The organism is uncultured Sphingopyxis sp. (genome assembly GCF_900078365.1).
GTDB lineage: Bacteria > Pseudomonadota > Alphaproteobacteria > Sphingomonadales > Sphingomonadaceae > Sphingopyxis.
Genome location: NZ_LT598653.1, coordinates 3,723,133 through 3,746,755, shown reverse-complemented (window position 1 = coordinate 3,746,755; position 23,623 = coordinate 3,723,133). Strand labels below are relative to the sequence as shown.

The 23,623-nt window shown below is 66.8% G+C and carries 30 protein-coding genes; 14 read left to right on the top strand and 16 right to left on the bottom strand.

All coding sequences use genetic code 11. The features are described 5' to 3' along the window. Window positions 1–76: 76 nt before the first annotated feature. From QZL87_RS17380 to QZL87_RS17355, 6 genes are all read right to left on the bottom strand, one after another. Window positions 77–820 (bottom strand): FliA/WhiG family RNA polymerase sigma factor, encoded by a 744-nt coding sequence (locus QZL87_RS17380; protein WP_295321650.1) that lies wholly within the window; start codon window positions 818–820, stop codon window positions 77–79. Continuing rightward, window positions 810–2,933 carry a flagellar biosynthesis protein FlhA gene (flhA, locus tag QZL87_RS17375; protein WP_295321649.1) on the bottom strand — a complete coding sequence of 708 codons (2,124 nt, stop codon included), beginning with the start codon at window positions 2,931–2,933 and terminating at the stop codon, window positions 810–812. The genes QZL87_RS17380 and flhA overlap by 11 nt, the downstream gene beginning before the upstream one ends. Continuing rightward, the gene (locus QZL87_RS17370) at window positions 2,930–3,760 is read right to left on the bottom strand and encodes a transglycosylase SLT domain-containing protein (protein WP_295321648.1); all 831 of its coding nucleotides are present in this window, start codon (window positions 3,758–3,760) and stop codon (window positions 2,930–2,932) included. The genes flhA and QZL87_RS17370 overlap by 4 nt, the downstream gene beginning before the upstream one ends. A gap of 80 nt (window positions 3,761–3,840) precedes the next feature. Next, window positions 3,841–4,146: a hypothetical protein gene (locus QZL87_RS17365; RefSeq protein WP_295321647.1), complete on the bottom strand. Its 306-nt coding sequence runs from the start codon at window positions 4,144–4,146 to the stop codon at window positions 3,841–3,843. After that, window positions 4,146–4,445 carry a flagellar biosynthesis anti-sigma factor FlgM gene (flgM, locus tag QZL87_RS17360; protein ID WP_295321646.1) on the bottom strand — a complete coding sequence of 100 codons (300 nt, stop codon included), beginning with the start codon at window positions 4,443–4,445 and terminating at the stop codon, window positions 4,146–4,148. The genes QZL87_RS17365 and flgM overlap by 1 nt, the downstream gene beginning before the upstream one ends. Before the next feature lie 168 nt (window positions 4,446–4,613). Next, window positions 4,614–5,123, bottom strand: coding sequence for a flagella basal body P-ring formation protein FlgA (locus tag QZL87_RS17355; RefSeq protein ID WP_295321645.1), 510 nt, complete (start codon window positions 5,121–5,123; stop codon window positions 4,614–4,616). A gap of 257 nt (window positions 5,124–5,380) precedes the next feature. Here QZL87_RS17355 and QZL87_RS17350 point away from each other — a divergent pair, with 257 nt between their 5' ends. The 14 genes from QZL87_RS17350 to QZL87_RS17285 all read left to right on the top strand — a co-directional run bounded on the left by QZL87_RS17350 (window position 5,381) and on the right by QZL87_RS17285 (window position 16,162). Next, window positions 5,381–5,722: a flagellar basal body protein gene (locus QZL87_RS17350; protein ID WP_295321644.1), complete on the top strand. Its 342-nt coding sequence runs from the start codon at window positions 5,381–5,383 to the stop codon at window positions 5,720–5,722. Next, window positions 5,719–6,126 (top strand): flagellar basal body rod protein FlgC, encoded by a 408-nt coding sequence (flgC, locus tag QZL87_RS17345; protein ID WP_295321643.1) that lies wholly within the window; start codon window positions 5,719–5,721, stop codon window positions 6,124–6,126. The genes QZL87_RS17350 and flgC overlap by 4 nt, the downstream gene beginning before the upstream one ends. A 1-nt stretch (window position 6,127) precedes the next feature. Further along, window positions 6,128–6,427 carry a flagellar hook capping FlgD N-terminal domain-containing protein gene (locus tag QZL87_RS17340; protein WP_295321642.1) on the top strand — a complete coding sequence of 100 codons (300 nt, stop codon included), beginning with the start codon at window positions 6,128–6,130 and terminating at the stop codon, window positions 6,425–6,427. Between the two features lie 4 nt (window positions 6,428–6,431). Next, window positions 6,432–7,259 (top strand): flagellar hook basal-body protein, encoded by an 828-nt coding sequence (locus QZL87_RS17335; RefSeq protein WP_295321641.1) that lies wholly within the window; start codon window positions 6,432–6,434, stop codon window positions 7,257–7,259. Between the two features lie 32 nt (window positions 7,260–7,291). Continuing rightward, window positions 7,292–8,035, top strand: a complete 744-nt coding sequence (flgF, locus tag QZL87_RS17330) for a flagellar basal-body rod protein FlgF (RefSeq protein ID WP_295321640.1) — start codon at window positions 7,292–7,294, stop codon at window positions 8,033–8,035. 23 nt (window positions 8,036–8,058) lie between these two features. After that, on the top strand, window positions 8,059–8,844 hold the full coding sequence (flgG, locus tag QZL87_RS17325; RefSeq protein WP_295321639.1) for a flagellar basal-body rod protein FlgG: 786 nt from the start codon (window positions 8,059–8,061) through the stop codon (window positions 8,842–8,844). Next, window positions 8,825–9,484: a flagellar basal body L-ring protein FlgH gene (locus QZL87_RS17320; RefSeq protein ID WP_295321638.1), complete on the top strand. Its 660-nt coding sequence runs from the start codon at window positions 8,825–8,827 to the stop codon at window positions 9,482–9,484. Before flgG ends, QZL87_RS17320 begins: the two co-directional genes overlap by 20 nt. 12 nt (window positions 9,485–9,496) lie before the next feature. Continuing rightward, on the top strand, window positions 9,497–10,606 hold the full coding sequence (locus QZL87_RS17315; protein ID WP_295321637.1) for a flagellar basal body P-ring protein FlgI: 1,110 nt from the start codon (window positions 9,497–9,499) through the stop codon (window positions 10,604–10,606). After that, window positions 10,603–10,920 carry a rod-binding protein gene (locus QZL87_RS17310; protein ID WP_295321636.1) on the top strand — a complete coding sequence of 106 codons (318 nt, stop codon included), beginning with the start codon at window positions 10,603–10,605 and terminating at the stop codon, window positions 10,918–10,920. The genes QZL87_RS17315 and QZL87_RS17310 overlap by 4 nt, the downstream gene beginning before the upstream one ends. Then, window positions 10,917–12,242: a flagellar hook-associated protein FlgK gene (gene flgK, locus QZL87_RS17305; protein WP_295321635.1), complete on the top strand. Its 1,326-nt coding sequence runs from the start codon at window positions 10,917–10,919 to the stop codon at window positions 12,240–12,242. The genes QZL87_RS17310 and flgK overlap by 4 nt, the downstream gene beginning before the upstream one ends. A gap of 15 nt (window positions 12,243–12,257) precedes the next feature. Continuing rightward, window positions 12,258–13,088, top strand: a complete 831-nt coding sequence (locus QZL87_RS17300; RefSeq protein ID WP_295321634.1) for a flagellin — start codon at window positions 12,258–12,260, stop codon at window positions 13,086–13,088. A 117-nt stretch (window positions 13,089–13,205) separates the two neighbouring features. Beyond that, window positions 13,206–14,069, top strand: a complete 864-nt coding sequence (motA, locus tag QZL87_RS17295) for a flagellar motor stator protein MotA (RefSeq protein ID WP_295321633.1) — start codon at window positions 13,206–13,208, stop codon at window positions 14,067–14,069. Then, window positions 14,069–14,929, top strand: coding sequence for a flagellar motor protein MotB (locus tag QZL87_RS17290; protein ID WP_295321632.1), 861 nt, complete (start codon window positions 14,069–14,071; stop codon window positions 14,927–14,929). The genes motA and QZL87_RS17290 overlap by 1 nt, the downstream gene beginning before the upstream one ends. A gap of 180 nt (window positions 14,930–15,109) precedes the next feature. After that, window positions 15,110–16,162 carry a sigma-54 dependent transcriptional regulator gene (locus QZL87_RS17285; protein ID WP_295321631.1) on the top strand — a complete coding sequence of 351 codons (1,053 nt, stop codon included), beginning with the start codon at window positions 15,110–15,112 and terminating at the stop codon, window positions 16,160–16,162. Between the two features lie 271 nt (window positions 16,163–16,433). On the opposite strand, the gene QZL87_RS17280 is transcribed toward QZL87_RS17285, so the two are convergent. The 10 genes from QZL87_RS17280 to QZL87_RS17235 form a co-directional block, all read right to left on the bottom strand. Next, window positions 16,434–16,823, bottom strand: coding sequence for a flagellar protein FliS (locus QZL87_RS17280; RefSeq protein ID WP_136172969.1), 390 nt, complete (start codon window positions 16,821–16,823; stop codon window positions 16,434–16,436). Window positions 16,824–16,848: 25 nt separating this feature from the next. Continuing rightward, window positions 16,849–18,219: a flagellar filament capping protein FliD gene (gene fliD, locus QZL87_RS17275; protein WP_295321630.1), complete on the bottom strand. Its 1,371-nt coding sequence runs from the start codon at window positions 18,217–18,219 to the stop codon at window positions 16,849–16,851. Window positions 18,220–18,263: 44 nt separating this feature from the next. Then, window positions 18,264–19,403: a flagellar type III secretion system protein FlhB gene (locus tag QZL87_RS17270; RefSeq protein ID WP_295321629.1), complete on the bottom strand. Its 1,140-nt coding sequence runs from the start codon at window positions 19,401–19,403 to the stop codon at window positions 18,264–18,266. Between the two features lie 3 nt (window positions 19,404–19,406). Then, window positions 19,407–20,186 (bottom strand): flagellar biosynthetic protein FliR, encoded by a 780-nt coding sequence (gene fliR / locus QZL87_RS17265; RefSeq protein ID WP_295321628.1) that lies wholly within the window; start codon window positions 20,184–20,186, stop codon window positions 19,407–19,409. Window positions 20,187–20,298: 112 nt separating this feature from the next. Then, window positions 20,299–20,568: a flagellar biosynthetic protein FliQ gene (locus tag QZL87_RS17260; protein WP_037557392.1), complete on the bottom strand. Its 270-nt coding sequence runs from the start codon at window positions 20,566–20,568 to the stop codon at window positions 20,299–20,301. 4 nt (window positions 20,569–20,572) lie between these two features. Then, complete coding sequence (fliP, locus tag QZL87_RS17255; protein ID WP_295327010.1) at window positions 20,573–21,286, bottom strand: flagellar type III secretion system pore protein FliP; 714 nt, start codon at window positions 21,284–21,286, stop codon at window positions 20,573–20,575. A gap of 166 nt (window positions 21,287–21,452) precedes the next feature. Further along, window positions 21,453–21,731: a flagellar biosynthetic protein FliO gene (locus QZL87_RS17250; RefSeq protein WP_295321627.1), complete on the bottom strand. Its 279-nt coding sequence runs from the start codon at window positions 21,729–21,731 to the stop codon at window positions 21,453–21,455. Next, the gene (gene fliN / locus QZL87_RS17245) at window positions 21,731–22,066 is read right to left on the bottom strand and encodes a flagellar motor switch protein FliN (protein ID WP_295321626.1); all 336 of its coding nucleotides are present in this window, start codon (window positions 22,064–22,066) and stop codon (window positions 21,731–21,733) included. Before fliN ends, QZL87_RS17250 begins: the two co-directional genes overlap by 1 nt. After that, entirely contained in the window at window positions 22,059–23,009 is a 951-nt protein-coding gene (locus QZL87_RS17240; protein ID WP_295321625.1) for a FliM/FliN family flagellar motor switch protein, read from the bottom strand. The genes fliN and QZL87_RS17240 overlap by 8 nt, the downstream gene beginning before the upstream one ends. Beyond that, the gene (locus QZL87_RS17235) at window positions 23,006–23,608 is read right to left on the bottom strand and encodes a flagellar basal body-associated FliL family protein (RefSeq protein WP_295321624.1); all 603 of its coding nucleotides are present in this window, start codon (window positions 23,606–23,608) and stop codon (window positions 23,006–23,008) included. The genes QZL87_RS17240 and QZL87_RS17235 overlap by 4 nt, the downstream gene beginning before the upstream one ends. Window positions 23,609–23,623 lie beyond the last annotated feature (15 nt).

Genomic DNA, 23,623 nt, shown 5'->3' with positions numbered 1-23,623 from the left:
GCGGTGAGATCCCGGCCTGCGCCGGGATGACGAGATAGGAGAGGAGGTGTCTCTCCCGTTAAGCCCTCCCCGATCCCTATTCGGTCATGTCCTTCATCATGCGGTCGACCTTGATCATCGCCTCGCGCTTGATCTGGCAGACGCGCGCGGCGCTGACGTCGAGCGTCAGACCGATTTCGTGCAGGTTGAGTTCCTCGAAGAAATAGAGCTGGAGCACCATCTGCTCGCGCTCGGACAGGCGGCCGACGCACTGGCGCAGCGCCCCCATCAGATCCTCCTGCTCGCAGCGTTCGTCGGCGCCGGCATCCTCGTCGGCGGCAAGGAAGGCGCCGATGTCGGTCAGTTCGTCGAGCGAGGTCGAGCGGCCGTGCGTCGCATTGCGTTCGAGCGCGAAATAATCCTCCGCCGTCATGTCGAAGGCGACCGCCATCTCGGCCGGGGTCGGCGCGCGCATCAGCTGCTGTTCGAGCGTGCCGCGCATCGCCTGGATGCGCTTCGCCGCGACCATCGCCGAGCGGCCGACGTCGGCCTCGCGGCGTAGCTGGTCGATCATCGCACCGCGGACGCGCGTCGTCGCATAGGTCGCGAAGGCGAAACCGCGCTCCTCATAATGGCGGCTCGCTTCGATCAGCGCGATCAGCCCGGTCTGGATCAGGTCGTCGAGCTCGCTCGTCCGCGACACGCGCGAAAAGACCTGCCACGCGATCTTGCGCACCAGCGGCGCATATTCCGCGACCAGCGCCTCGACGCTTTCGCCATAGCCGCGGACGCCCGGCGCTCGGCCGCTCGCGGCGAATTGCTCGGCGGGCTCAATTCTCATGCACTTGGTCCTCCATGGGGGCACCCGGACCGGCCGCGAGGCGCGGCGCTTCAGCGCCGATCGTCGCGACGATTTCGGTCTGCTTGGTCGCCGGAATCTCGAGGTAGGAGATGACGGCGACGTCGGGGAAAGTGGCGCGCACGAGGCGCGATAAGGCGGAGCGGCAGATCGGCGAGGCGACGAGCGCGAAGCTGCGCGTCTGGAGCAGCAGCGGTTCGACCGCCTGCCCGACCTGTTCGATGATCGTCATCGCCATGCCGTGCTCGAACGGCCATTCGGCGGCGGGATTGGCGCGCACGGCCTGATTGAGCAGCATCTCGATCTCGGGGCTGAAGGTGACGACGGGCAGCGGCATCCGGCTGGGCACGATCGTCTGGACGATCAGCGCGCCGATGCGCTGGCGTACCGCTTCGACGAGGTCGATCTCGCCGAGTTGCTGGCTCGACAGCGCGACCATCGCCTCGGCGATCTTGCGGAAATCGCGCAGCGGCACGCGCTCGACGAGCAGCGATTTGCACAGGCTCGCCACGCGCGGCAACGAATAGCCCTGTGGGCTGAGATTCTGCGCGAGTTGCGGATAGTGCGTCTTGAGATTGTCGATCAGCGCCTGCGCGTCGTCGATGCCGAACAGCTCGGCGGCCGAGGCGACGATACTGTTGTTGAGGTGCGTCGCGACGACGGTGGCGGGATCGACGACGGTATAGCCCGCCGCGATCGCGTCATTCTGCATCGCCTTCGGAATCCACAGCGCGTCGAGGCCGAAGGTCGGATCCTTGCACGGCCGCCCGGTCACCTTGGTGACAAGATCGCCCGAATCGAGCGCGAGCATTTCGTTGGGGAAGACCTCATCCTCGCCGACGATCACCCCGGCGACCGAGATGCGATAGACGTTGCCCGGCAGCGACAGGTCGTCGCTGACCTTCACCGGCGGAACGACGAAACCCAGTTCCTTCGACAGCTGGCGGCGGATGCCGGTGATGCGCGTCATCAGCGGCGATCCCTTGCGTTCGTCGACGAGGGTGACGAGCGCATAGCCGATCTCGAGCTGGCACGCGCTCGCGTCGCTGACGTCGGCCCATTCGATGCGCGACGGGTCGGGCGCGGGGGCGGCGGGTTCGGGCAGGTCGGCGACCGCCGCTTCGGCGCGGCGGAGCTGCCAGCCGATGCCGAACGCCAGCGCGGCGGCGGGCAGGATCAGCATCTGCGGCATCGCGGGGACGAGGCCGAGGATGAAGAGGATGCCGCCGACCGCCATCCAGATGACGGGCGAGGAGAACTGGCTGCCGATCTGGCCGCTGAGGTCGAAGGGCGAGGCGACGCGGGTGACGATCGCGGCGGCGGCGATCGACAGCAGCAGCGCCGGAATCTGCGCGACGAGCGCGTCGCCGATCGCGAGCGTGATATAGGTGCTGCCCGCCTCGGAAAGGCTGAGCCCGTGGCTGAACATGCCGAGGATCAGCCCGCCGACGATATTGACGAACAGGATGAGCAGGCCCGCGACCGCGTCGCCCTTCACGAATTTCGAGGCGCCGTCCATCGAGCCGTAGAAATCGGCCTCGGTGCCGACCTCGACGCGGCGCGCCTTGGCCTCTTCGGGCGTGAGCAGCCCGGCGTTGAGGTCGGCGTCGATCGCCATCTGCTTGCCGGGGAGCGCGTCGAGCGTGAAGCGCGCCGACACTTCGGACACGCGGCCCGCGCCCTTGGTGATCACGATCAGGTTGATGATCATCAGCACGACGAAGACGAACAGGCCGACGACATAGTCGCCGCCGATCAGCACCTGGCCGAAGGCTTCGATGACATGGCCCGCCGAGGCGGTCCCCTCATGACCATGGACGAGCACGACGCGCGTCGAGGCGACGTTCAACGCGAGGCGGAACAGGGTCGCGAGCAGCAACACGGTCGGGAAGGCCGAGAAATCGAGCGGTTTCGACGCCTGCAGCGCGACCATCAGGATCAGCAGGCTGATCATGATGTTGGCGACGAAGCTGATGTCGAGGATCAGCGGCGAGACCGGGATCACCATCAGCGCGACGAGGATCAGCATCCCCGCCGGCAGTGCCGAGACGCTCGCGAAGCGCGCGAAATTGCGGAGGTTGAAGCCCGCGGTCATGCCGCGCCTCCCGAAAGCGACGCGAGCCGCCGATAGGCATCGGCGGCAAAGCCCATCGAGAGCTTTTTGGGCATGGGCTGGATATCCATCATCTGAAGCGGCGGACGTCCTCCGCCGGTGGCGCCCGCCAATCCGCTCGAACTGCTCGCCTGCACGTGCCAGCTCGAGGGGGCGAAGGGCTTCATATTCTCGATCTTGCCGCCCTCTTCGAGCTTCACGCGAAAGCGGTCGCGGATCTCGGCGAGGCTGCGCATGCTGCCATCGGCGGCGTAGAAGACCGAGCGGTTGGCGGCCGCCGCCTCGGGCAGCATCGACGCGCCGGGCTGGTCGGGATTCGCTTCGAGCGCCGTCAGGAATTTGGCGGCGCCGCCGCTCCCGAGGAAATGCGCGAGATAGAGGTCGACGGGCTCGGCGCCGCGGCCGATCCGGCTTTCGAGATAGGCGCGATTGTCGCCGGTCAGCGCGGCGGCCATGTTCGACGCCGCCGCCGGATCGTCGCGCAGGTCGAAGATCTGCTGGCGGAGAACGGGGTCGGCGACGCTCAGCCGGCCCGACGCGTCGCGGCCGATTGCATCGGCCGCCCACGCGAGGCCGTGGCTGGCGCCGTGGCGTTCGAGCGTCGCGAGCCAGGTCTGCTTGGTGAACTGATAGAGGCCGCGCGCCGACGAGGTCGATGCCCTTGCCGCGGGATCATAGCCGCTTTCGACGCGCGCGACGTCGAACAGATAGTCGAAATCGATTCCCGATCGCGCCGACGCGCTTTGCACCGCGTCGAGCACGGGTGCGGCGATGCGGTGGGCGCCCTGGGGATGGTTGATTGCGTTCATGGCTTTCGGTTCCGCTTGTTCAGCAGACCAAAAGCAATCATCGTGCCACTTTCTCGAATGGCACGGAAATTATCTGGTTATCAGTAGCTTAAAGCCGCGCCTCGCGGCCGCGTGCCGCGGATTTCGTGGCTCTTGTCAATCCTCTGACGCGTCCAGTTCTTCAATATGTTGACGCGCACTGCCGCGGCTTCGAGCTGGTTCAGCGTCTGGCCGATCAGCGCGCGCGCGCGCTGCTCGCTGCCTGCGGGGATGGCCGCGCCGCGAAACAGGATCACCGCGGTTGCGAGCTCTTCGGTCGCGGCGATGATCGCGCCGGCGTCGTGCCCGTCGAGCGCGCCGACGAGCGCGTTGAGCCGCGATTGAACCTCGTCCATCTGCGCCAGCATCATTCGGTCCCGCGGCCGTGGAAGTCGAGCATCGCGCTCGCGATGATCGCCGGATGAACGCCATAGCCGCCGCCCGCGATCGCGGTGCGCAGCGCGGCGACGCGTGCGACGTCGACCGGCGGCGCCTGGTCGGCAAGGCTGCTGGCGAGGCGCGTCAGCTTTGCGGCCGGCAAATTCTCCTGCGCCGGCTGGAGTTGCGCGGGCGTGCGCATCGCCGCGATATTCTCGCTGGCGACCCGGCGCAAAGGGACGGTGCGGCCGGCGGCGCCGACTGGTCCGATCTTGCTGTCACCCGACATAAAAGCCTCCATCCGGTGCCGTCAGAAAAGTGACGGCGCGGTTCACGAAGGCTTTAACGGATGGTGTATGCGACGATTAAGGGCGCCCGCTCAAAAAAACAAAAGAAAGGCCCGGCGCCGTCGGAAAGCCGACAGGCCGGGCCCGATGGATGGGCAATGAGGGCGGAATCAGTCTTGCAGGATGGCGCGGCCCGGGCCGGTTACCGTGGCGCTGAGCTTCGACCTGTTGTCGTCGCCCCTGAGCGCGATCGTCTCGCCGACGCGGCCGTCCTCGGCGGCGATCGCGGCATAGCTGATCGCATAGCTTTGCGTTTCGATCGTCACGCGGACATTGTCGCCGCGGCGGATCACCGGGGCGCTTTGCGCGGGGCGCGCATAGCCTGCCGCCGCGGGCGCGGCCGCGGAGGGTCCCGTCATCGGGACGCGCAGGCGCCAGCCGAGCGGATCGCAGCGCACCGCAAGCGTGCGCGCGTCGATCGCGGTGATCGAGGCCTGTTCGGGGCAGCGCGCGAGCTTGATGCGGCGGTCGATCGGCGTCGCGGTGCGGCCGAGGGCATTGGCGACCGTCGCGGTCAGCGCGTCGATTGCCTGCCAGTCCTCGGTCGCCTGCTGGGCGGCGGCGCCATAGGGGGCGGCGATGGCGCAGGCGGCAAGGCCGGCGAGAATGTTGCGGGACAAGGGTGATCTCCTTCGGTCCGGTGGCTCGCCTGATAGGGTGCAGGAAGCGTGCCAGTCGCGGTTTGGCGCGCGCTTTTGCCGGAGGGCCGCGGGCATCGTCGGTTTTTTGACGAGAGCGATCGCGTCCCGCCTAGAGCTGCCAATAAACATCGGAAATATATATAAAAAACGCTTTTGGCACGGCCATTGCATCCTGCCTTGGTGTATTTCCGCGCGTCCGTGCCAGCCGGCCGGATGGCGACAGTGGAAGGAACGGGATGATGGCATCCGAGAAACTCTTTGGCCTGCACGCGACGGCGCTCCAGCTGCGCAGCCAGCGCATGATGATGCTCGCGTCGAACATCGCGAACGCGGCGACGCCGAATTACAAGGCACGCGACATCGACTTCGCCAAGGCGCTCGACCTCGCGCAGCAGGGCGCTTCGACCGAGGGCGCGATCTCTTACCGCGTGCCCGTCCAGGCGTCGCTCGACGGCAACACCGTCGAGATGGCGACCGAACAGACCGCCTATGCCGAAAACGCGCTCGCCTACCGGTCGAGCCTCGCTTTTTTGAGCGGCCGCATCAACACGCTGTCGCGCGCGCTGAAGGGCGAATGACGATGAGCAATTTCTCCGTCTTCGACATCAGCGGCCGCGCCATGTCGGCGCAGCTCGTCCGGCTGAACACCACCGCGTCGAACCTCGCCAACGCGGGGACGGTCGCGGGCAGCGAGGCGGGCGCCTTTCGCTCGCTCAAGCCCGTGTTCCGTACCGTGATGGACGATCATGGCCGCGCGACGGTCCAGATCGACCAGGTCACGACCTCGAAAATGGCGCCGTCGAAGCGCCACGATCCGTCGAACCCGCTCGCCGACGCCGACGGCAACGTCTGGGAAGCCGCGGTCGATAGCGCCGCCGAGCTGGTTGAGATGGTCGAGACCGCGCGCCAGTATCAGAACAATGTCCAGGTCCTCGAAACCGCGAAGGGCCTGATCAACGAAACTCTCAGGATGGGACAGTAAGATGGGCGTCTACAGCATTACGAACAACAGCCCGGTGATCCAGCCGAAGGGCAGCAGCCAGCAGATGGATCAGAGCGATTTCCTTCGCCTGATGACCGCGCAGCTGTCGCAGCAGGACCCGTTCAACCCCGTCGATAACACCGAGATGGTTGCCCAGATGGCGCAATTCTCGAGCCTCGCCGGAATCAGCGAGACGAACAATGTGCTCGCGCAGATTTCGGAGCAGCTCGCCGCGCAGACGCAGCTGCTTCAGGACATCAAGGCCGCAACGCCTTCGACCCCCACCACCCAGGAAGGATAAGTCCATGTCATTCTTTACCTCGCTTTCGGGCCTCAAGGCTTCGCAGACCGACATGTCGGTCATCTCGAACAATATCGCCAACGCCGGCTCGGTCGGTTTCAAGCGCAGCAAAGCGCAGTTCGGCGACATCTTCGCTTCGTCGCCGACGCAGTCGACGAAGACGATCGCCGGCCAGGGCACGCGTCTCAACGGCATCACCCAGCAGTTCACGCAGGGTTCGTACGAAGCGAGCGAAAAGACGCTCGACATGGCGATCGTCGGCGAGGGCATGTTCATCGTGAAGGGCAATCCGCCGACCGAGGCGATCACCTATACGCGCAACGGTTCGTTCGAACCGACGCCCGAGGGCTATGTCATCGATACGACCGGCGCGAAATTGCAGCTGCTGCCCGTCGACGCCGACGGCAATGTCACCAACAACACGCTTGCCGGCGCCTTCGACATGCAGTTGCCCACGGGCGCGCCCTCCGACCCGGCCGCGTCGCTGGTCAATGTGTCGATCGGCCTCGACGGCCTCGTCACCGCGACCTTTGCGAACGGCGAAGACCAGAAGCTCGGGAAGGTCGCGATGGCGACCTTCCCGACGATGTCGGGTCTGCGTCCGACCGGCGACGCGCACTGGCAGTCGACGGGCGAAAGCGGTCCGCCGACGATCGACGGCCCGACCAGCGGCTCGATGGGCGCGGTCCGTTCGGGCGCGCTCGAACGCTCGAACGTCGATATTACCGAGGAACTGGTGATGCTGATGTCGGCGCAGCGCAATTTCCAGGCGAACGCCAAGGCGATCGAGGGCGCGTCGCAGCTGACCCAGACGATCATCGGCATGCGCTGACGCGCTGACCGCCGCCTGCCGGGAGTATCCAGATGGACCGCCTCATCTATACCAGCCTCACCGCGATGCGGGGCAGCATGTCCCGGCAGACGGCGATCGCCAACAATCTGGCGAACGCGCAGACGCCGGGCTTCCGCGCCGACATCGCCAATGCGCAGTCGCTATGGCTCGACGGCAGCGGGCTCGACGCGCGCGCGATGGCGTCCGAGGAAGTGTTCGGCGCCGACATGCGCGCGGGCACGGTCACCCAGACGGGGCGCGACCTCGACATCGCGATGCAGGGCGACGCCTTGCTCGTCGTGCAGGCGCCCGATGGCGAAGAGGCCTATACGCGGCGCGGCGATCTGCAGATCTCGCCGAGCGGGCTGCTCACCACCGGCGACGGCCATCCCGTCCAGGGCGGCCAGGGGCCGGTGACGATCCCGCCCGCCGACGCGATCAGCATCGATCAGGAGGGCCGCGTGTGGGTCGTGCCGCAGGGCGGCGACCCCGAAAATCCGCAGGAGGTCGACCGGCTGCGGCTCGCGACGCCGGCGGGGTCGGAGATCGCCAAGGGTCTCGACGGCCTGTTCCGCGTCAAGGGCGGCGGCATATTGCCCGACGATCCCGAAGCGCGGCTGCTCACCCGATCGATCGAAGGATCGAACGTCACCGCGACCAGCGCGCTCGTCGAGATGATCGAGGCGAGCCGCAGCTGGGACACGCAATTGAAGATGATCAGCGACGTGCGCGACATGGACAGCGCGACCGCCAATCTGATGCAGCTCCCCCGTTAGAGCACGCTCGAAGGAGAATAAGAATGAGTATCGGTGCCTTGCACGTCGCGCGGACCGGTCTGGATGCCCAGGGCTTTCGGATGCAGGTGATCGCCAACAACCTCGCCAACGTCAACACCACGGGCTTCAAGCGCGACCGCGCGAGCTTCGAGACGCTGAGCTATCAATTGATGACGCAGGCGGGCGCGCCCTCGACGGCGGAAAACCGCTATGCCACCGGACTCAACCTCGGCACCGGCGTCGCACTCAACGGCACCGCGCGCATCGACACGCAGGGCGCGTTCCAGACGACGGGCAACGGGCTCGACGTCGCAATCGACGGCGCCGGCTATTTCCAGATCGAAATGCCCGACGGACGCATCGGCTATACCCGCGCGGGCAATTTCGGCCGCGCTCCCGACGGCACGATCGTGACCTCGGACGGCAAGCCGCTGACCCCCGCGATCCAGATCCCCGAGGATGCGGGCAATGTGACGATCGGTCTCGACGGCACCGTGTCGGCGACCGCTGCCGACGGCACCGCGCTCGAACTCGGCCGGATCGAGATCGCGCGCTTCGCCAATCCGGCGGGACTGCAGGCGATCGGCGGCAACATGCTCGTCGAGACGCAGGCCTCGGGCGCGCCGCTCGTCGGCGGCGCGGGCGAGGAAGGCCGCGGGTCTTTGCGCGGCGGGATGCTCGAGGGATCGAACGTCAATGTCGTCGAGGAACTCGTCGACATGATCGAGACGCAGCGCGCCTATGAGGTCAATTCGAAGATGATCTCGGCCACCGACGAAATGATGAAAAATGCGTCGCAGACTCTCTAAGCTGGCGATGCTGATCCTCGCGCTCGCGCCCATTGCGGCGCAGGCGAAGGACAAGCTGCCGCCCGACGCCTTTTCGGCGTCGATGCCGCTGCCGCCGGCGCCGCCGCCGGCGAACGGCTCGATCTTTCAGGGCGCCTATGTGCCGCTGACGTCGGGCGGGCGCGCGGGCGCAGTCGGCGACATCATCACGATCCAGCTCGTCGAGCGCACCGCCGCGACCAAAAGCAACGCCGCGGGCACGCAGCGCGACGGCGATATCGGCCTCTCCCCGCCGACCACCGGCCCGCTGTCGCTGTTCAACCCCAGCGACATCGGCATGGGCGGCGGCCAGCAGTTCAAGGGCAAGGGCGAAGCGTCGCAGTCGAACGCGCTGTCGGGCGAGGTCAGCGTGACCGTCGCCGCCGTCTATCCCAACGGCACGATGCTGGTGAAGGGCGAGAAGTTCCTGACCCTCAACCGCGGCGACGAACGCGTCCAGATTTCGGGGATCGTGCGCGCGATCGACATCAGCCCCGACAACCGCGTCCTCTCGACGCGCGTCGCCAATGCGCACATCCGCTACGTCGGCAAGGGCGAGATCGCGCGCGCGAGCCGGCAGGGCTGGCTGCAGCGCTTCTTCTCGATCATCAGCCCCTTCTAAGAGGAATTTGAAGTGACTCAGCGTCCGACCCTGTTCACCCTTTTCGCGCTGCTGCTCGCGGGCCTCGCCTTCGCAGGCCCCGCGCACGCCGAGCGCATCAAGGACATGGGCCAGTTCCAGGGGCTGCGCGCGAACCAGCTCACCGGTTACGGCCTTGTCGTCGGACTCGCGGGCACCGGCGACGACAGCCTCGACTATTCGACGCTGGGCATGAAGGGCGCGGTGTCGCGCTTCGGCCTGACGCTGCCGCCGGGGGTCAATCCGGCGCTCAAGAACGCCGCGGCGGTGATGATCACCGCCGAACTGCCGCCCTTTGCCAAACCCGGCCAGCGTCTTGACGTCACCGTGTCGGCGATCGGCAAGGCGAAATCCTTACGCGGCGGCACGCTCGTGCTCGCGCCGCTCTATGGCGCCGACGGACAGATTTACGCGATGGTGCAGGGTAACCTCGTCATCGGCGGGCTCGGCGTCGATGCCGCCGACGGGTCGAAGCTGACGGTCAATGTGCCGTCGAGCGGGCGCATCGCGGGCGGTGCGACGGTCGAGCGCGCGGTCGACACCGGTTTTGCCACGGCAAGCTATCTGACCTTCAATCTCCACCAGTTCGACGCGACCAATGCCAAGCGCGTCACCGACGCGATCAATGCCGCAATCCCCGGCACCGCATCGATGATCGACGGCGCGAGCATCGCGATCCGCGCCAGCGGAAACGGCGACGAGCGGATGCGGTTGATGTCGAAGATCGAGAATCTCGGCGTGACGCGCGCCGAGCCGCCGGCGAAGGTGATCGTCAACGCGCGCACCGGCACGGTGGTGATCAACGGCGCGGTCCGCGTCGGCACCGCCGCGGTCAGCCACGGCAAGCTCACCGTGTCGATCAAGGAGGCGCCGATGGTCGTCCAGCCCGCGCCGTTCAGCCGCGGCCAGACCGCGATCGAACCGTCGAGCGAAATCGAGGTGGCCGAGGATTATCGCCCCGCCTTCCTGATGGAACCCAATGCCTCGCTCTCCGACCTGGTCGATTCGATCAACCGGCTGGGCGTTCCCCCCGGCGACCTTGTCGCCATCCTCGAGGCGCTGAGCCAGGCCGGCGCGCTCACTGCGGAACTGGTGATCATATGACGACACCTATCTCTTCTGTCGGCGCGACGCCGGCCCCGGCCGCCGCGGGCGGCGGCGACGGCGGGCTGCGCAAGGCCGCCGAGGCGTTCGAAGCCGTGATCCTGCGCCAGCTGATGGCGTCGATGCGGCAGGCGAAGCTTGCCGACGACATCTTCGGGTCGAGCGCGACCGACAATTTCCGCGAAATGGCCGACGCGCGCACCGCCGACAGCCTCGCCGCGATGCGCCAGTTCGGCATCGCCGACATGGTCGAGGCGCAGTTCCGCGGTCAACTCGGCGGGCTCGCCGCGCGCTCGGGGGGAGGCGTGCAATGAGCGACCTGCTCGGCATCGGCTACAGCGGGCTCAAGGCCTATTCGCGCGCGCTCTCGACGATCGGCGACAATATCGCCAACGCCCAGACGCCCGGCTATGCGCGGCGCCGGCTCGAGATGATGGAGGCCGTCGGCGGCGGCAATTCGATCTTCTATCGCGGCAACACCAACCCCGGCGGCGTCGACATCCGCGGCCTCGACCGCTCGGTCGACGCGTGGCTGATCGAGGATTCGCGGATCACTTCGGGCGATTCGGGGCGCGCGGCGACTAAACTGAGCTGGCTCGACAAGGTCGAAGGCGCATTGAGCGACGAGACGAACGGCATCAAGACCGGCCTCACCAACCTCTATACGACCGCCGACCAGCTGACCTCCGACCCGTCGAACCGGACGCTGCGCGCCCAGTTCCTGCAGTCGGCCGACGACATCGCTTCGGGCTTCCGCACCGCCGCGAACCAGCTCGAAAAGCTGGGCGAGGGAATCGAGGGCGCCGCCGCGAGCGAGGTCGACACGTTCAACGCGAACCTGGACGCGCTCGAACAGATCAATATCGGGCTGCGCAAGGCGCGCCCGGGATCGACCAACGAGGCGAGCCTGCTCGACGAGCGCGACCGATTGCTCGACAAATTGTCGGCGCAGGCGGGGGTCAGCGCGAGCTTCGACAGTAATGGCGCGGTGACGCTGCGCGCCGCCGGGTCGGGCGACCTGCTCGTCGGCGGCGGCGTGGTGAACCCGATTTCGGTAACCGCCGCCGCCGACGGGCGCCTGTCGTACAGCATCGGCGGCGCGCCGCTCGCGATCTCGACCGGGTCGCTCGCGGGGCTCGCCGAGGGCGCGAACCATGTCGCCGACGAGCGCGCCGCGCTCGATACGATGGCAAGCGATTTCGCGGCCCAGCTCAACGCCGCGCACCAGGCGGGCATCGACGCCGACGGCAATCCGGGGCAGCCGCTGTTCACCGGAACCAGCGCCGCGACGCTGACCGCCGCCGCGCTGACCCCCGATCAGGTGGCCGTCGCCGACGCGTCGGGCAGCAACGGCAATATGCTGGCGTTCGGCGCGATGCGCGAAGCGGACGATCCCGAAGCGCGCTGGTCGGGCCATATGGCGTCGCAGGCGCAGACGGTCGCGTCGGCGCGCGCGCAGGATGCCGCCGCCGCGACCCGCGCCGACGCGGCGGCCGCGGCGCGCGACGGGGTCAGCCAGGTCGATCTCGACACCGAGGCGGCCGAACTGCTGCGTTTCCAGCAGGCCTATTCGGCCGCCGCGCGCACGATCCAGGTCGCGCGCGAAACGATGCAAACGCTGCTTAGCTCGCTCTAAGGAAGGGCCAGGATCATGATCAACGCCGTGGGCAATCGCATGACGCGCGAAATCGCGCGCCAACAGAAACTCGCCGACGCGCTCGAGCGGACGCAGATCCAGATTTCGGGCGGCAAGAAACTGCTGCGCATGTCCGACGATCCGGTCGCGGCGCGGCGGATCGCGACGATCGGCACGACGCAGGCGAGCATGACCGCCTGGTCGTCGAACGTCAACGCGGCCTCGGCGCTCGTGTCGCAGGCCGACGGAGTGATGAAGTCGGTAAGCGATCTGATGTCGCGTGCGCGCGAACTGACGCTCGCCGCCACGAGCGATACGGCGAACCCCGCCGACCGCGCCACCATCGCCGCCGAACTCGGGACGATCGCCGACGAGCTCGACGCGCTGGCGGCGACCCGCGATTCGAACGGCGAGCCGGTGTTCGCCGCCGGCGCCGCGCGCGTGATGCGTTTCGATTCGGACGTCACCTTCGCGCCCGTCCCGTCGGCGGCCGACGTGTTCGTCGTCGGCGGCAACAGCCTGTCGACGGGCATTCGCGACGCCGCGGCGGCGGTCGCGGCGAACGACAAGGCCGCCATGAACGCCTCGCTCGGCGTGCTCGATACCGCGATCAGCCACGTCGCCGACGAACATGCCAAGATCGGCCTGTCGGGCGGCCGCCTCGACCGCATCGGCGACAGCCTCGCGGCGCGGGGCATCACGCTCAAGGACGAACGCTCGGTTGTCGAGGACACCAATCTCGAAGAGGCGATCGCCCAGCTCCATGCCCAGGATCTGACGCTCCAGGCCGCGCAGGCGGCCTTCGCCAAGATCAACCGACAGACCTTGTTCGATATTTTGAGCTGACGGCCCTCAATCTTGCGGCGCCGCTGCCGTTAAACATCAAGACGTCCCTGAGTGAGCGGGGCCTGAGTTCGCGGGGGCCGGCCTCGACAGCCGGGTCCCCAATGGAGTTGCGCACATATGTTTCCCGTTGTCGGCATCATCGTCTTGATCCTGCTGGTCTTCGGGGGCTTTGCGCTGACCGGCGGCAACCTCGGCCCCGTCATGCACGCGCTGCCGCACGAGATGCTGATCATCGGCGGTGCGGCGCTCGGCTCGCTGATCATCGGCAATTCGGGCGCCGACCTGAAGGCGCTCGCCGGCGGGCTCGGCAAGGTGTTCAAGGGACCGCAATACAAGAAGCAGGATTATCTCGACTGCATCCTGCTCGTCTCGACGCTGATGAAGATGATGCGCACCGAAGGTCCCGTCGCGGTCGAACCGCATATCGAGGATCCGAAGAATTCGACGATCTTCCAGCAATATCCCAAGCTTTTGAAGGACGACACGCTCGTTCACCTGATCTGCGATACGCTGCGCCTCGTCGTGGTGTCCTCGGGCACGCTCGACCCCCATGCGGTCGAGGAGGTGATGGACAATGCGCTGAAGAGCCACCACCATCACAGCCTGAAGCCTGCCGAGGGCCTGCAGAGCCTGGCCGACGCGCTGCCGGCGCTGGGCATCGTCGCCGCCGTGCTCGGTGTGGTGAAGACGATGGGCTCGATCGACAAGCCGCCGGCGATCCTTGGCGCGATGATCGGCTCGGCGCTCGTCGGCACTTTCCTCGGCGTGCTGCTCGCCTATGGCCTCGTCGGTCCGTTCGCGGCACGCGCCAAGACGGTGATCGAAAGCGACAACGCCATCTATCATACGGTGAAGCAGCTGATCATCGCTTCGCTCCACGGCCATCCGCAGCCGCTGGTGATCGAGGCGGCGCGCTCGGGCGTCGACCATCATAATCAGCCGAGCTTCGCCGAAGTTTTTGACGGGATGCGGGGTCGCTGATGGCTGCGCGCCCCAACCTGCCGCGCCCGGTCATCGTCAAGAAGGTGATCCAGGAAGCGCATGGCGGCCATCACGGCGGCGCGTGGAAGGTCGCCTATGCCGACTTCGTCACCGCGATGATGGCCTTTTTCCTGTTGATGTGGCTGCTCGGCGCGACGAACGAGGCGCAGCGCAAGGCGCTCGCCGATTATTTCGCGCCGACGATCGTGCAGACGAAAACCGACACCGCGGGGTCGACCGGCCTGTTCGGCGGCGATTCGCTGGTGGCGGCGGATCGCTATCCGCATGGCGCCGCACAGACGGGCACGCGCGCGATGACGATCCCGCGCGACGCGGTCGGCGGACCGCGCGAGGCGTCGGGGCGCGAGCGCGAAGCCGAATCGAAGAAGTTCAACCTGCTCGCCCAGTCGCTGAAGGAGCGACTCCAGAGCCGGGCCGACCTCAAGCGCCTCGCACGCAACCTGCGGTTCACCGAAACGCTGGAAGGGTTGCGCATCGACATCGTCGACGATGCCGACGTCTCGATGTTCGCGATCGGCACCAGCCAGCTGACCCCGTCCGGCGCCAAGCTGTTCGCCGAGGTCGCGGCGCTGGTCGCCGAAGTACCCAACCGGGTGATGATCCGCGGGCACACCGATGCTGCGCCCTGGTCGGCGAAGTCGGGCACCAACAACTGGCGCCTGTCGGTTGATCGCGCCGAGGTCACGCGCCACTATCTTTCGTTCCGCGGCATCGCATCGGAGCGGTTCGCGCGAATCGAAGGGGTCGCCGATCGCGAACCCTATGTCCCGTCGGACCGATTCGATCCGCGCAATCGCCGCATCTCGATCACGCTGGGCTGGCGCGACGGCGACAATTAGTGCCAGTTTGGCGGTATATCGGAGATAGTTAACGCGTTTGCGCTGCCAATGCTTCCGTTTTGGCAATATCACTTTGTTTTGAATGACTTAGTGAACAAGCGATAAGCTTTTGTTTACCAGTTTCGTCAATTGCTGAGTCCATCGAAGGGGCACCGAGCGGGCGGTGCGGTGGAGACCAAAATGACACTGGGGCACAATGAAAATACGGCGCTCGAAGCGCTGATCATCGGGTCGAGCCCGGCGGTTTGCCGGCTGCGCGAGATGATCCGCCGCGTGGCGCGTTCGAACGCCTCGGTGATGCTCTGCGGCCCGTCGGGCTCGGGCAAGGAACTGGTCGCTCGCGCGATCCACGACGAAGGCGCCCGCGCGGGCAAGGCCTTTTCCGCCATCAACTGCGGCGCGATCCCCGGCGAACTGATCGAATCCGAACTCTTCGGGCATGAAAAGGGCAGCTTCACCGGCGCCCATGCTCGCCGCATCGGCCATTTCGAAGCGAGCGAGGGCGGAACGCTCTTCCTCGACGAAATCGGCGACATGCGTTTCGACATGCAGGTGAAACTGCTCCGCGTGCTCGAAGACCGGACGATCGTCCGCGTCGGGAGCAGCGAAGTGAAGGCTGTCGACGTCCGCGTCATTTCGGCCACCCATCAGGATCTCGGCGCCGCGATCGCCGAAGGCAAGTTCCGCGAAGACCTGTTCTTCCGGCTCGGCGTGGTTGTGCTCCAGATCCCCAGCCTAGCCAGCCGCGTCGAGGATATTCCGGCGCTCGTCCGCCATTTCCAGCGCCAGATGCCGGCCGGCGCCAAATGCCGCTATGACGACGCCGCGATGGCGGTGCTGATGCGGCACGCCTGGCCGGGCAATGTGCGCGAACTGAGGAATTTCGTCGAGCGCGCCAGCGTCCTGCATGGCGGCGAGACGCTCGGCGCCGACGATGTCGCGATGCTCCTCGATCCCACCGCGGCCCTTGCGCCGCGGCCGGCCGTCTGCCCCGTCACGGAAGACTTTGCCGCGGCGCCCTTCGCCTCGGCCGCACCGACGGCCAAGACGCCGGCGCCGGGCCGTCCGATCGATCTCAAGCGCGAGATCGAGACGATCGAGCTCGAACAGATTCACGTCGCGCTCGACCTCGCCGACGGCATTATTTCGGAAGCCGCGCGCCTGCTGACGCTGAAGCGCACCACGCTGATCGAGAAGATGCGCAAATATGGTGTCCACCAGCAGGCCGCCTGACGGCCCGCGACGCACAGGTTTCAGCACCCGCTGAAAAAAAGGGGGCTCTGGTCCGCTCCCGCACCACCCGGCCGCCCGTCCCCACCTAGGGCGGCCGGGTACCCAGCGGTTTTGTCCCGCGGTGATTGGCTGTCCCGCCTCTGTTTGAGGCGGCCCGACCCCCACCCCTCATCTCGTCATCCCGGCGAAGGCCGGGATCCCGCCCTTCGCATTTCAACGCAATGACGAGGTCCCAGCCTTCGCCGGGACGATGGTTCAGGTGATAGCCATGCTAGCGGAGCTGCCGCCAGGCGGCGCTGATCGTCAGGATTCCTTCGAGAAGTTCGGAAAGCCCCTCGGCGCTGTTCGCCGCCACGGCATCGTCGAGCTTGCGGCGCATGCTGCGATAGACGCGCGACAGCGCCGTCGCGACGTCGCCGCCCTTGTCGCGGTCGAGATTGACGTCGAGGCCGATCAGGATCGCGCGCGCGCGGTGCGCGGGTTCGGTGGCCGAGATGCGCTGCCCCTGTCGCACCATCGCGGCGAGGACGCCGACGGCGGTTTCGAGCTCGTCGTAAAGCATCGTCACCAGCTCGACGGGGTCGGCGGCGGCGGCGCGGCTTTCATTCTGCAATCGGCGATACAGCCCGGTCGCCCGGACAGTCGAAGCGGTAGCGGTCACGGTCCTGGTCCCCACGCTCTAATTCTTAGTCATTGCCCTGGTTCGTCCAGAGCTTGATCTGTTGTTCAAGATAGGATTGCGTCGCCTTGAACGCCGCGAGCTTGGCTTCGAGCGCGCCATATTGCTTCTCGAGCCGTGCCTTATAGGCGTCCTCGCGCTCCTCGATCTTCTCGAGCTGCTCGGCGAGATTTTCCTGTTTCGCGTTGAGCGATTTCGAGACGCGATCGATCGCGCCATTGACGCCGACCGCCTTGTCGCGGATCGCGTCGAGCGCGAAGGCGATGCCGGGGTCGGTCAGTGTATTGTGCGTGGCGTCGCGGCGCGGGTTGAACAGCGCCTCGACCGCACCGGCATCGGTCTCGAGCGCCTTGTCGAGCTTGGCATTGTCGACCGACAGCAGGCCTTCCTTCGTTATCGAAACACCGATGTCGGACAACTGGTTGATGCTGCCGTGGCTCGAAACCACCTTGTGGATAAGCCCGCCGAGTTCGCGTTCGAGCTCGCGCAATCCGGTGGTCGGGCCCGACAGGCTCGATGCCGCGACGAGGCTTTTCTTGAGCTGGTTATAGACGGCGACGAAATCGCCGACGGTCTGCTTGATCATGTCGAGCGGGCGGCTCGCGCCGATGTCTACGGGCTGGCCGGGCGCCGCTTTCTTGAGCGTGAGCGACATGCCGGGGACGACGTCGTCGACGATGTTGGTCGCGCGGCTGAAGGCGATGCCGTCGATCGTGAATTCGGCGTTGGCGGCGCTCTGCCCCTCGGTCATGCCGCTATCCGTCGCGAAGGCCGCAAGACCCGGATCGGCGCCGGCATCGGCCGTGAGGGTGAAGGCGCCCGTTTCGCCGGTGGGGCCTTTCAGGATCAGGCGGTGCCCGCCTTCGTCGGCGATGATCGAGGCGGTGACGCCCGCGCCGCTCGCGTTGATCGCGTTCGCAAGCCCGTCGAGGCTGTTGTTCGTCGCGTCGATGGTGATCGTCTTGGCGACGCCGCCGACGGTCAGCGTCATCGTGCCTTGGCCGATCGCGGCGGTCTTGTCGGCGACGACGGCGGAATAATTGGTCTGCGCGCGCGCGAGCTGGTTGACGACGACGGTCGCGGCGAAGCTGTCGGCCGAAAGGCCCACGCGGCTCGTGGCGCCGAGCACGCTGTCGTCGGACACGGTCGGCGTGCTGCGCAGCGTTCCGTCGTCGATCATCTGGCTCAGCGAATCGGCGAATCCGTCGAGATCGGCCCGCGCTTGCGCGAGGGCGCTGATCCGCGTCTGGTTCGCCTGCGTCAGTTCGGCCATGCGCGCGATCTTGGGTTCGCGCGACGCGTTCGCGAGGTCGGTGACGAGCTGCTTGACGTCGAGGCCGGAGCCGAAGCCGAGGCTGTTGGCGATTGAGGTGACCATGGCAAATATCCTTCGCACTGCTTAACGGCGGCGCGCGCGGAAGATTAAGCCTGGCGGCGTCCTTCGGGATCGAAGCGGTGCGAGGGCGGCACGTCGACCGCGGGCTGGGCCAGCCCGTCGGCGGCGGCGCGCTCGAGCTGGAAGACGAAGGCGAGCACGGTCGCGACCGCGACGAACAATTCTTCCGGAATCACGCGGCCCGCGCGCGCGGTGAAATAGATGGCGCGGGTCAGCTGCGGATATTCGAGCATCGGGACATTGGCGGTGCGCGCGAGCTCGCGGATCGACAGCGCGACGTCGCCGCGCCCGCGCGCGACGACGACCGGCGCAGCGTCCTCGCCCGGGCGATAGCGCAGCGCGACCGAGAAATGCGTCGGGTTGGTGAGCACGACCGTCGCCTCCGACACCGCCTTGCGCGCCGATCCGCTCAAAATCTCGTGCGCGCGCTGGCGCTGCGCCTGCTTGAGCTCGGGGGCGCCGTCGGACTGGCGCATTTCCTCCTTGATCTCCTGCTTGCTCATCATCAGCCGTTTGTTGCGCTGGAACCATTGCACCGGCACGTCGATCAGCGCGATGACGACAAGCCCGCCGGCGAGCGTCAGCATCGCGTGACCGATCGCCTTTCCGGCGAGGCCGATCGCGGCGATCAGGTCGGCCTGTGCCATCGACATGATCGCGGGCAGGCTGCTGGCAACCAGCCAATAGCCGATCGTCCCGAGCAGCAGCACCTTCGCGATCGCCTTGCCGAGTTCGGTCGCGCCCTGCAGGCCGAACATGCGCTTGATCCCGCTCATCGGATTGAGCCGGTTGCCCTTGAAATGCAGCGCCTTGCCGCGCCAGCCCATCGAGCCGAGCATCGCGGGTCCCGCGACCGCGGCGCCGAGCGCGAGCGCGAACAGGCTCGCGAGCGGGAGCAGGATTTCGACCCCGTTGCGCATCAGCGCCTCGGCGGGCGCGAAATCGGCGACGTCGGCGGCGGTCAGCGTGAGCCCGCGACGAACGAGGTCGCCCGCCGACTGAACGAACCAGCCGCCCGCGGCGACGATCCAGCCCGCGGCGGCAAGCATCATCAGCGCAGTCGCGAGCTCGCGCGACATCAGCACATCGCCTTCGCGCGCCGAATCGGCGAGCTTCTTCGCGGTCGGCTGTTCGGTCTTCTGGTCCTTGTCGCTGCCCTCGGCCATGGCTCAGACCCCCGCGACCATGCGCGCGGCGTCGAGCGCGTCGGAGAGGATGCGCGCGACCGCCTCGGCCATCGCGGGGGTCGCGACGCCGAGCAATATGATCCCGGCGAGCAGGGTCGCGGGGATGCCGACCGCGAACAGGTTGAGCGCCGGTGCTGAGCGGCCGATCACGCCCATGATGATCTGGACGAGAATGAGCACGAAGCCGACCGGCATCGCGATCGTCAGCCCCGCCGCGAACATCAGGCTGCCGAAGCGAATGAGGCCGCCGATCGCGTCCCACGAGGGGAAGGCGTTGCCGGGCGGGAGCGCGTCATAGCTGCCGACGATGATGTCGATCAGCACGAGATGACCGTCGGCGGCGAGAAAGAGCGCGGTCGCCATCATCGACAGGAACTGCCCGATCGCCGAACTCGACGCGCCGCTCAGCGGATCGACCATCGATGCGAAGCCGAGGCCCATCGCGTTGCTGATCACCTCGCCCGCGAGCAGCGCCGCGGCGAGCCCCATCTGGAGCACGAAGCCGATCGCGAGCCCGATCACGGCCTCGCCGACGATGAAGAAGAAGCCCGGAACCGACACGATGCCCTCGGGCGGCAGCGCCATACCCGACGCCGCGACCGCGGGCACCCCGACCGCGAGCGCGATCACGAGCCGGAGCTGCACCGGCACATTCGCGGCGCCGAACACCGGCGCGGCGATGAAGGCGGCGCCGGGGCGGATCATCCCCAGCATCCACAGCTGGAGCATCGCCTCGATATTCGGGATGTCGGCGGGGTTCATCTCACCCCGCTCGTCATCCCGGCGAAGGCCGGGATCTCACCCTCGCGGGCTGACGCACCGGCGAGATCCCGGCCTTCGCCGGGATGACGACGCAATGAGTGGCGGCGGGTCGTCACCGCACCAGCGCCGGGATCTGCGCGAACAGCTCGCGCGTGAAATCGGTGAGCAGCACCAGGATGCTGCCGCCGAAGATCGCGAGACAGATCGCCGCGACGATGAGCTTGGGCACGAAGGTCAAGGTCTGTTCGTTGATCGACGTCGCCGCCTGCACCATGCCGAGCAGCACGCCGATGACGAGCACGGGCAGCAGCAGCGGCGCCGAGGCGAGGGCGAGGATCCACAGCGACTGCTGCGCGACTCCGATGAAATAATCGGCTTCCATCGCGCTAACCCACGAAAGAAGAAGCGAGCGAGCCCATCGTCAGCGCCCAGCCGTCGACGAGGACGAAAAGCAGCAATTTGAAGGGCATCGAGATGATCGTCGGCGACAACATCATCATACCCAGCGACATCAGCGCCGATGCGACGATCAGGTCGATGACGAGGAAGGGCAGGAAGATGAGGAAGCCGATCTGGAACGCGGTCTTGAGTTCGCTGGTGACGAAGGCGGGGAGCAGGATCGAAAAGGGGACATCCTTGGGGCTCGCATAGCTCGGCGCCTTGGCGATCTTGGCGAACATCATCAGGTCGGTCTTGCGCGTCTGCTTCATCATGAAGCCGTGCAGCGCATCGCCCGAGCGCGACACCGCCTCGCCGATGTCGATCTGTTCCTGACCATAAGGGGTGATCGCGACGCGGTTCACTTCGCTGATCACCGGCGCCATCACGAACAGCGAGAGGAAGAGGCTGAGGCCGACGAGCACCTGATTCGGCGGCGTCTGTTGCAGCCCGAGCGCGTGGCGCAGGATCGACAGCACGATGATGATCCGCGTGAAGCTCGTCATCATCAGGAGCAGCGACGGCAGCACCGTCAACAGGCTCATCAGGACGAGGATCTGGAGCGACAGGCTCAGGGGCCGGCCGTCGCCGCCGATTTCGTTCACCGCGCGGCTTAGGCCGTCGGCCGCCTGTGCGAACGCGGGAGAGGTGGAGGCCAACAGCGCGAGGCTTCCTAAGGTCGCAGCGAGGCGCAACCAGCGTACGCCCAAAACACCCCGTTCGCCCTGAGCTTGTCGAAGGGCCGTTCTTCCTTTCAACGTCGAACCAAAGAACGGTGCTTCGACAAGCTCAGCACAAACGGGTTTGGAGGCGATCGCGGATTTCATGCTAGTCGACATGGAAATCCCCCTGGGCGTCGTCGGCGAGGCGCGTGATGCCGTTGCGCGACACCGCGATCAGCACGCGCTGCCCCGCGAATTCGACGACCGCGAGCTTCGACCCCGGGCCGAGCGGCAGCACGTCGACCATCTCGACCGCGCGCGCCTTGGTCGCGCCGCCGACGAGCGGCACGCCCATCTGGACGCGCTTCCACAGCCACAGGCTGCCCCACGCCATGCCGCCGACGATCGGCAGCAGGATGAGCAAACGGAGGATATATTCGAACATCAGGCTCTCCGTTCGAAACCTTCGAGCCCGCGCGCCGGGGCGACGACTTCGGCGACCTGGATGCCATAGCGGCCGTCGACGCTGACGATTTCGCCCTTCGCGATGAGGGTGCCGTTGGCATAGATGTCGAGCAGGTCGGTCGCGGCGCGGTCGAGCTCGATCACGCTGCCTTCGCCCAAGGCGAGCAGTTCGGAAAGCGTCATCGAGGTCGATCCGACCTCGACCGACACGCGCAGCGAGACGCCGGCGAGCAGGTCGAAATTGGGCGCGGCGGCGATGCTCTTGTCGCGCCGGTCGGCGCGCGCGGCCTTGGGGGCTTCGGCGATGTCAGTCATTGTCCGGTCCTTTTTCGATATGGTCGATCATGATCGCGGCGTTGCCATTGGCCTCGCCGATGCTGCCGAACGCGAAGCTGCGCCCGGCGACGGTCACCGGCACATGGCGCGGCATGGAAAGCGGGATGATGTCGCCGACCTCGAGCGCGAGCAGCTTGACGAGGCTGATTTCGGGGCGCGCGAGCACCGAGCGGACGGGCAGGCGCACGTCGCGCAGCGCCTTGTCGAGCGCGCCCGACCAGGCGGGATCGCCGCCGCCATGCGCCGGCGTGTCGGGAAGCAGCTCGTCGCCTGCGATGCCGCGCAGCGCGGCGACCGGGTAAGCGCACATGATCGTCCGCCCGTCGAAGGGCGCGCCGCGCAGCGTGAAGCGCTGGACGAACAATTCGTCGTCGGCGCGCACCGCGGCGAGCTTCGCCGGATCGGCGGTGACGCAGTCGAGTTCGGGTTCAAGCGCCAGCTTGCCGCGCCAGGCGGCGGCGAGCTGCATGGCGATGTCGCGGCCGAGCCGCGCCGCGAAGCGATCCTCGGCGTCGGTCAGCTCTTCGCGCTCGGCGGCGAGCTGACCGCGACCGCCATAGAAGATGTCGACGAGCTGGAGCAGCAGCGCGCGCGATCCGGCGAGCAGCACGGGTCCCTTGAGCGGCGCCGCGTGATAGCGCCAGAAGATCGCGGGGGCGGCCGCCGCGCTCCACTCGGCAAAGCTCATCTGTTCGGCACCGGCACGTTCGATCTGGATCGCCGGCGCGCCGAGCGCGCGGATGAGGTCGCGCAAAGACCGCGCGAACTGGTTCGCGACGCCCTCGAGCGCGGGAAAGGCATAGCTATCCGCCGCCTTGCGCAGCAGCAGCGACTCCTTGCCGTCCGCGGGCGCAGCCGCCGGAGCGGGCGGAGAAGCCCTTGGGGCCTTCACGGCTTTGACCGTTTTCGTGCCGGTGGTCACTGGATCACCAGACTCGTGAAATAGACATTGTCGATACCCCCGAAACCTTCCTTTTCGCGCAGCACATCGTTGATCGCGGTCGTCAACTGACGTTGAAGCCGCTGTTTCCCCTGCGATGTGGAGAGCAGAGCCGGATCCTGTTCGGCGAGCACCATAAGCACGACCGAGCGGATCGGCACCGCCTGCCGTTTGATATTATTGATAACCTTGCCGTCGTAGAAGGTCGAAAGGCTGATCCCGATCTGAAGGAAGCCCGATCCGTCGGCGAGGTTCGTCGTGAAGCTTTCGGCCATCGGATAATAGGTGACCTCATATTTGCGGGGGTCGACCTTGAACCTGTCGTTCGGCACCGACACGGTGCCGACCTTGAGCGGCGCTTCCTTGTCGTCTTCGGCGACGGGTTCGGCGCCGTCCTTGCTGCGCACGACGAGCTTGGGATAATGATCCTCGGGCTTCGCTTCATGCGCCGAAAGCGCGCCGAAATAGATGCCCGCGCCCGCGCCCGCGCCGATCAGCGCGATCGCGGCAACCCCGATCAAAAGCAGCTTCTTGACCTTGCCCTTTTTCTTGGGGGCGCCTTCGACATTGTCCTTAGCCATGATGGACCTTTCTGA

What these genes read in the sequence shown, in the direction of transcription:
- QZL87_RS17380 (WP_295321650.1), bottom strand. Translation starts at nt 820, where the DNA reads ATGAGAATTGAGCCCGCCGAGCAATTCGCCGCGAGCGGCCGAGCGCCG.
- flhA (WP_295321649.1), bottom strand. Translation starts at nt 2,933, where the DNA reads ATGACCGCGGGCTTCAACCTCCGCAATTTCGCGCGCTTCGCGAGCGTC.
- QZL87_RS17370 (WP_295321648.1), bottom strand. Translation starts at nt 3,760, where the DNA reads ATGAACGCAATCAACCATCCCCAGGGCGCCCACCGCATCGCCGCACCC.
- QZL87_RS17365 (WP_295321647.1), bottom strand. Translation starts at nt 4,146, where the DNA reads ATGCTGGCGCAGATGGACGAGGTTCAATCGCGGCTCAACGCGCTCGTC.
- flgM (WP_295321646.1), bottom strand. Translation starts at nt 4,445, where the DNA reads ATGTCGGGTGACAGCAAGATCGGACCAGTCGGCGCCGCCGGCCGCACC.
- QZL87_RS17350 (WP_295321644.1), top strand. Translation starts at nt 5,381, where the DNA reads ATGATGGCATCCGAGAAACTCTTTGGCCTGCACGCGACGGCGCTCCAG.
- flgC (WP_295321643.1), top strand. Translation starts at nt 5,719, where the DNA reads ATGACGATGAGCAATTTCTCCGTCTTCGACATCAGCGGCCGCGCCATG.
- QZL87_RS17340 (WP_295321642.1), top strand. Translation starts at nt 6,128, where the DNA reads ATGGGCGTCTACAGCATTACGAACAACAGCCCGGTGATCCAGCCGAAG.
- QZL87_RS17335 (WP_295321641.1), top strand. Translation starts at nt 6,432, where the DNA reads ATGTCATTCTTTACCTCGCTTTCGGGCCTCAAGGCTTCGCAGACCGAC.
- flgF (WP_295321640.1), top strand. Translation starts at nt 7,292, where the DNA reads ATGGACCGCCTCATCTATACCAGCCTCACCGCGATGCGGGGCAGCATG.
- flgG (WP_295321639.1), top strand. Translation starts at nt 8,059, where the DNA reads ATGAGTATCGGTGCCTTGCACGTCGCGCGGACCGGTCTGGATGCCCAG.
- QZL87_RS17320 (WP_295321638.1), top strand. Translation starts at nt 8,825, where the DNA reads ATGCGTCGCAGACTCTCTAAGCTGGCGATGCTGATCCTCGCGCTCGCG.
- QZL87_RS17310 (WP_295321636.1), top strand. Translation starts at nt 10,603, where the DNA reads ATGACGACACCTATCTCTTCTGTCGGCGCGACGCCGGCCCCGGCCGCC.
- flgK (WP_295321635.1), top strand. Translation starts at nt 10,917, where the DNA reads ATGAGCGACCTGCTCGGCATCGGCTACAGCGGGCTCAAGGCCTATTCG.
- QZL87_RS17300 (WP_295321634.1), top strand. Translation starts at nt 12,258, where the DNA reads ATGATCAACGCCGTGGGCAATCGCATGACGCGCGAAATCGCGCGCCAA.
- motA (WP_295321633.1), top strand. Translation starts at nt 13,206, where the DNA reads ATGTTTCCCGTTGTCGGCATCATCGTCTTGATCCTGCTGGTCTTCGGG.
- QZL87_RS17290 (WP_295321632.1), top strand. Translation starts at nt 14,069, where the DNA reads ATGGCTGCGCGCCCCAACCTGCCGCGCCCGGTCATCGTCAAGAAGGTG.
- QZL87_RS17285 (WP_295321631.1), top strand. Translation starts at nt 15,110, where the DNA reads ATGACACTGGGGCACAATGAAAATACGGCGCTCGAAGCGCTGATCATC.
- fliD (WP_295321630.1), bottom strand. Translation starts at nt 18,219, where the DNA reads ATGGTCACCTCAATCGCCAACAGCCTCGGCTTCGGCTCCGGCCTCGAC.
- QZL87_RS17270 (WP_295321629.1), bottom strand. Translation starts at nt 19,403, where the DNA reads ATGGCCGAGGGCAGCGACAAGGACCAGAAGACCGAACAGCCGACCGCG.
- fliR (WP_295321628.1), bottom strand. Translation starts at nt 20,186, where the DNA reads ATGAACCCCGCCGACATCCCGAATATCGAGGCGATGCTCCAGCTGTGG.
- QZL87_RS17260 (WP_037557392.1), bottom strand. Translation starts at nt 20,568, where the DNA reads ATGGAAGCCGATTATTTCATCGGAGTCGCGCAGCAGTCGCTGTGGATC.
- QZL87_RS17250 (WP_295321627.1), bottom strand. Translation starts at nt 21,731, where the DNA reads ATGTTCGAATATATCCTCCGTTTGCTCATCCTGCTGCCGATCGTCGGC.
- fliN (WP_295321626.1), bottom strand. Translation starts at nt 22,066, where the DNA reads ATGACTGACATCGCCGAAGCCCCCAAGGCCGCGCGCGCCGACCGGCGC.
- QZL87_RS17235 (WP_295321624.1), bottom strand. Translation starts at nt 23,608, where the DNA reads ATGGCTAAGGACAATGTCGAAGGCGCCCCCAAGAAAAAGGGCAAGGTC.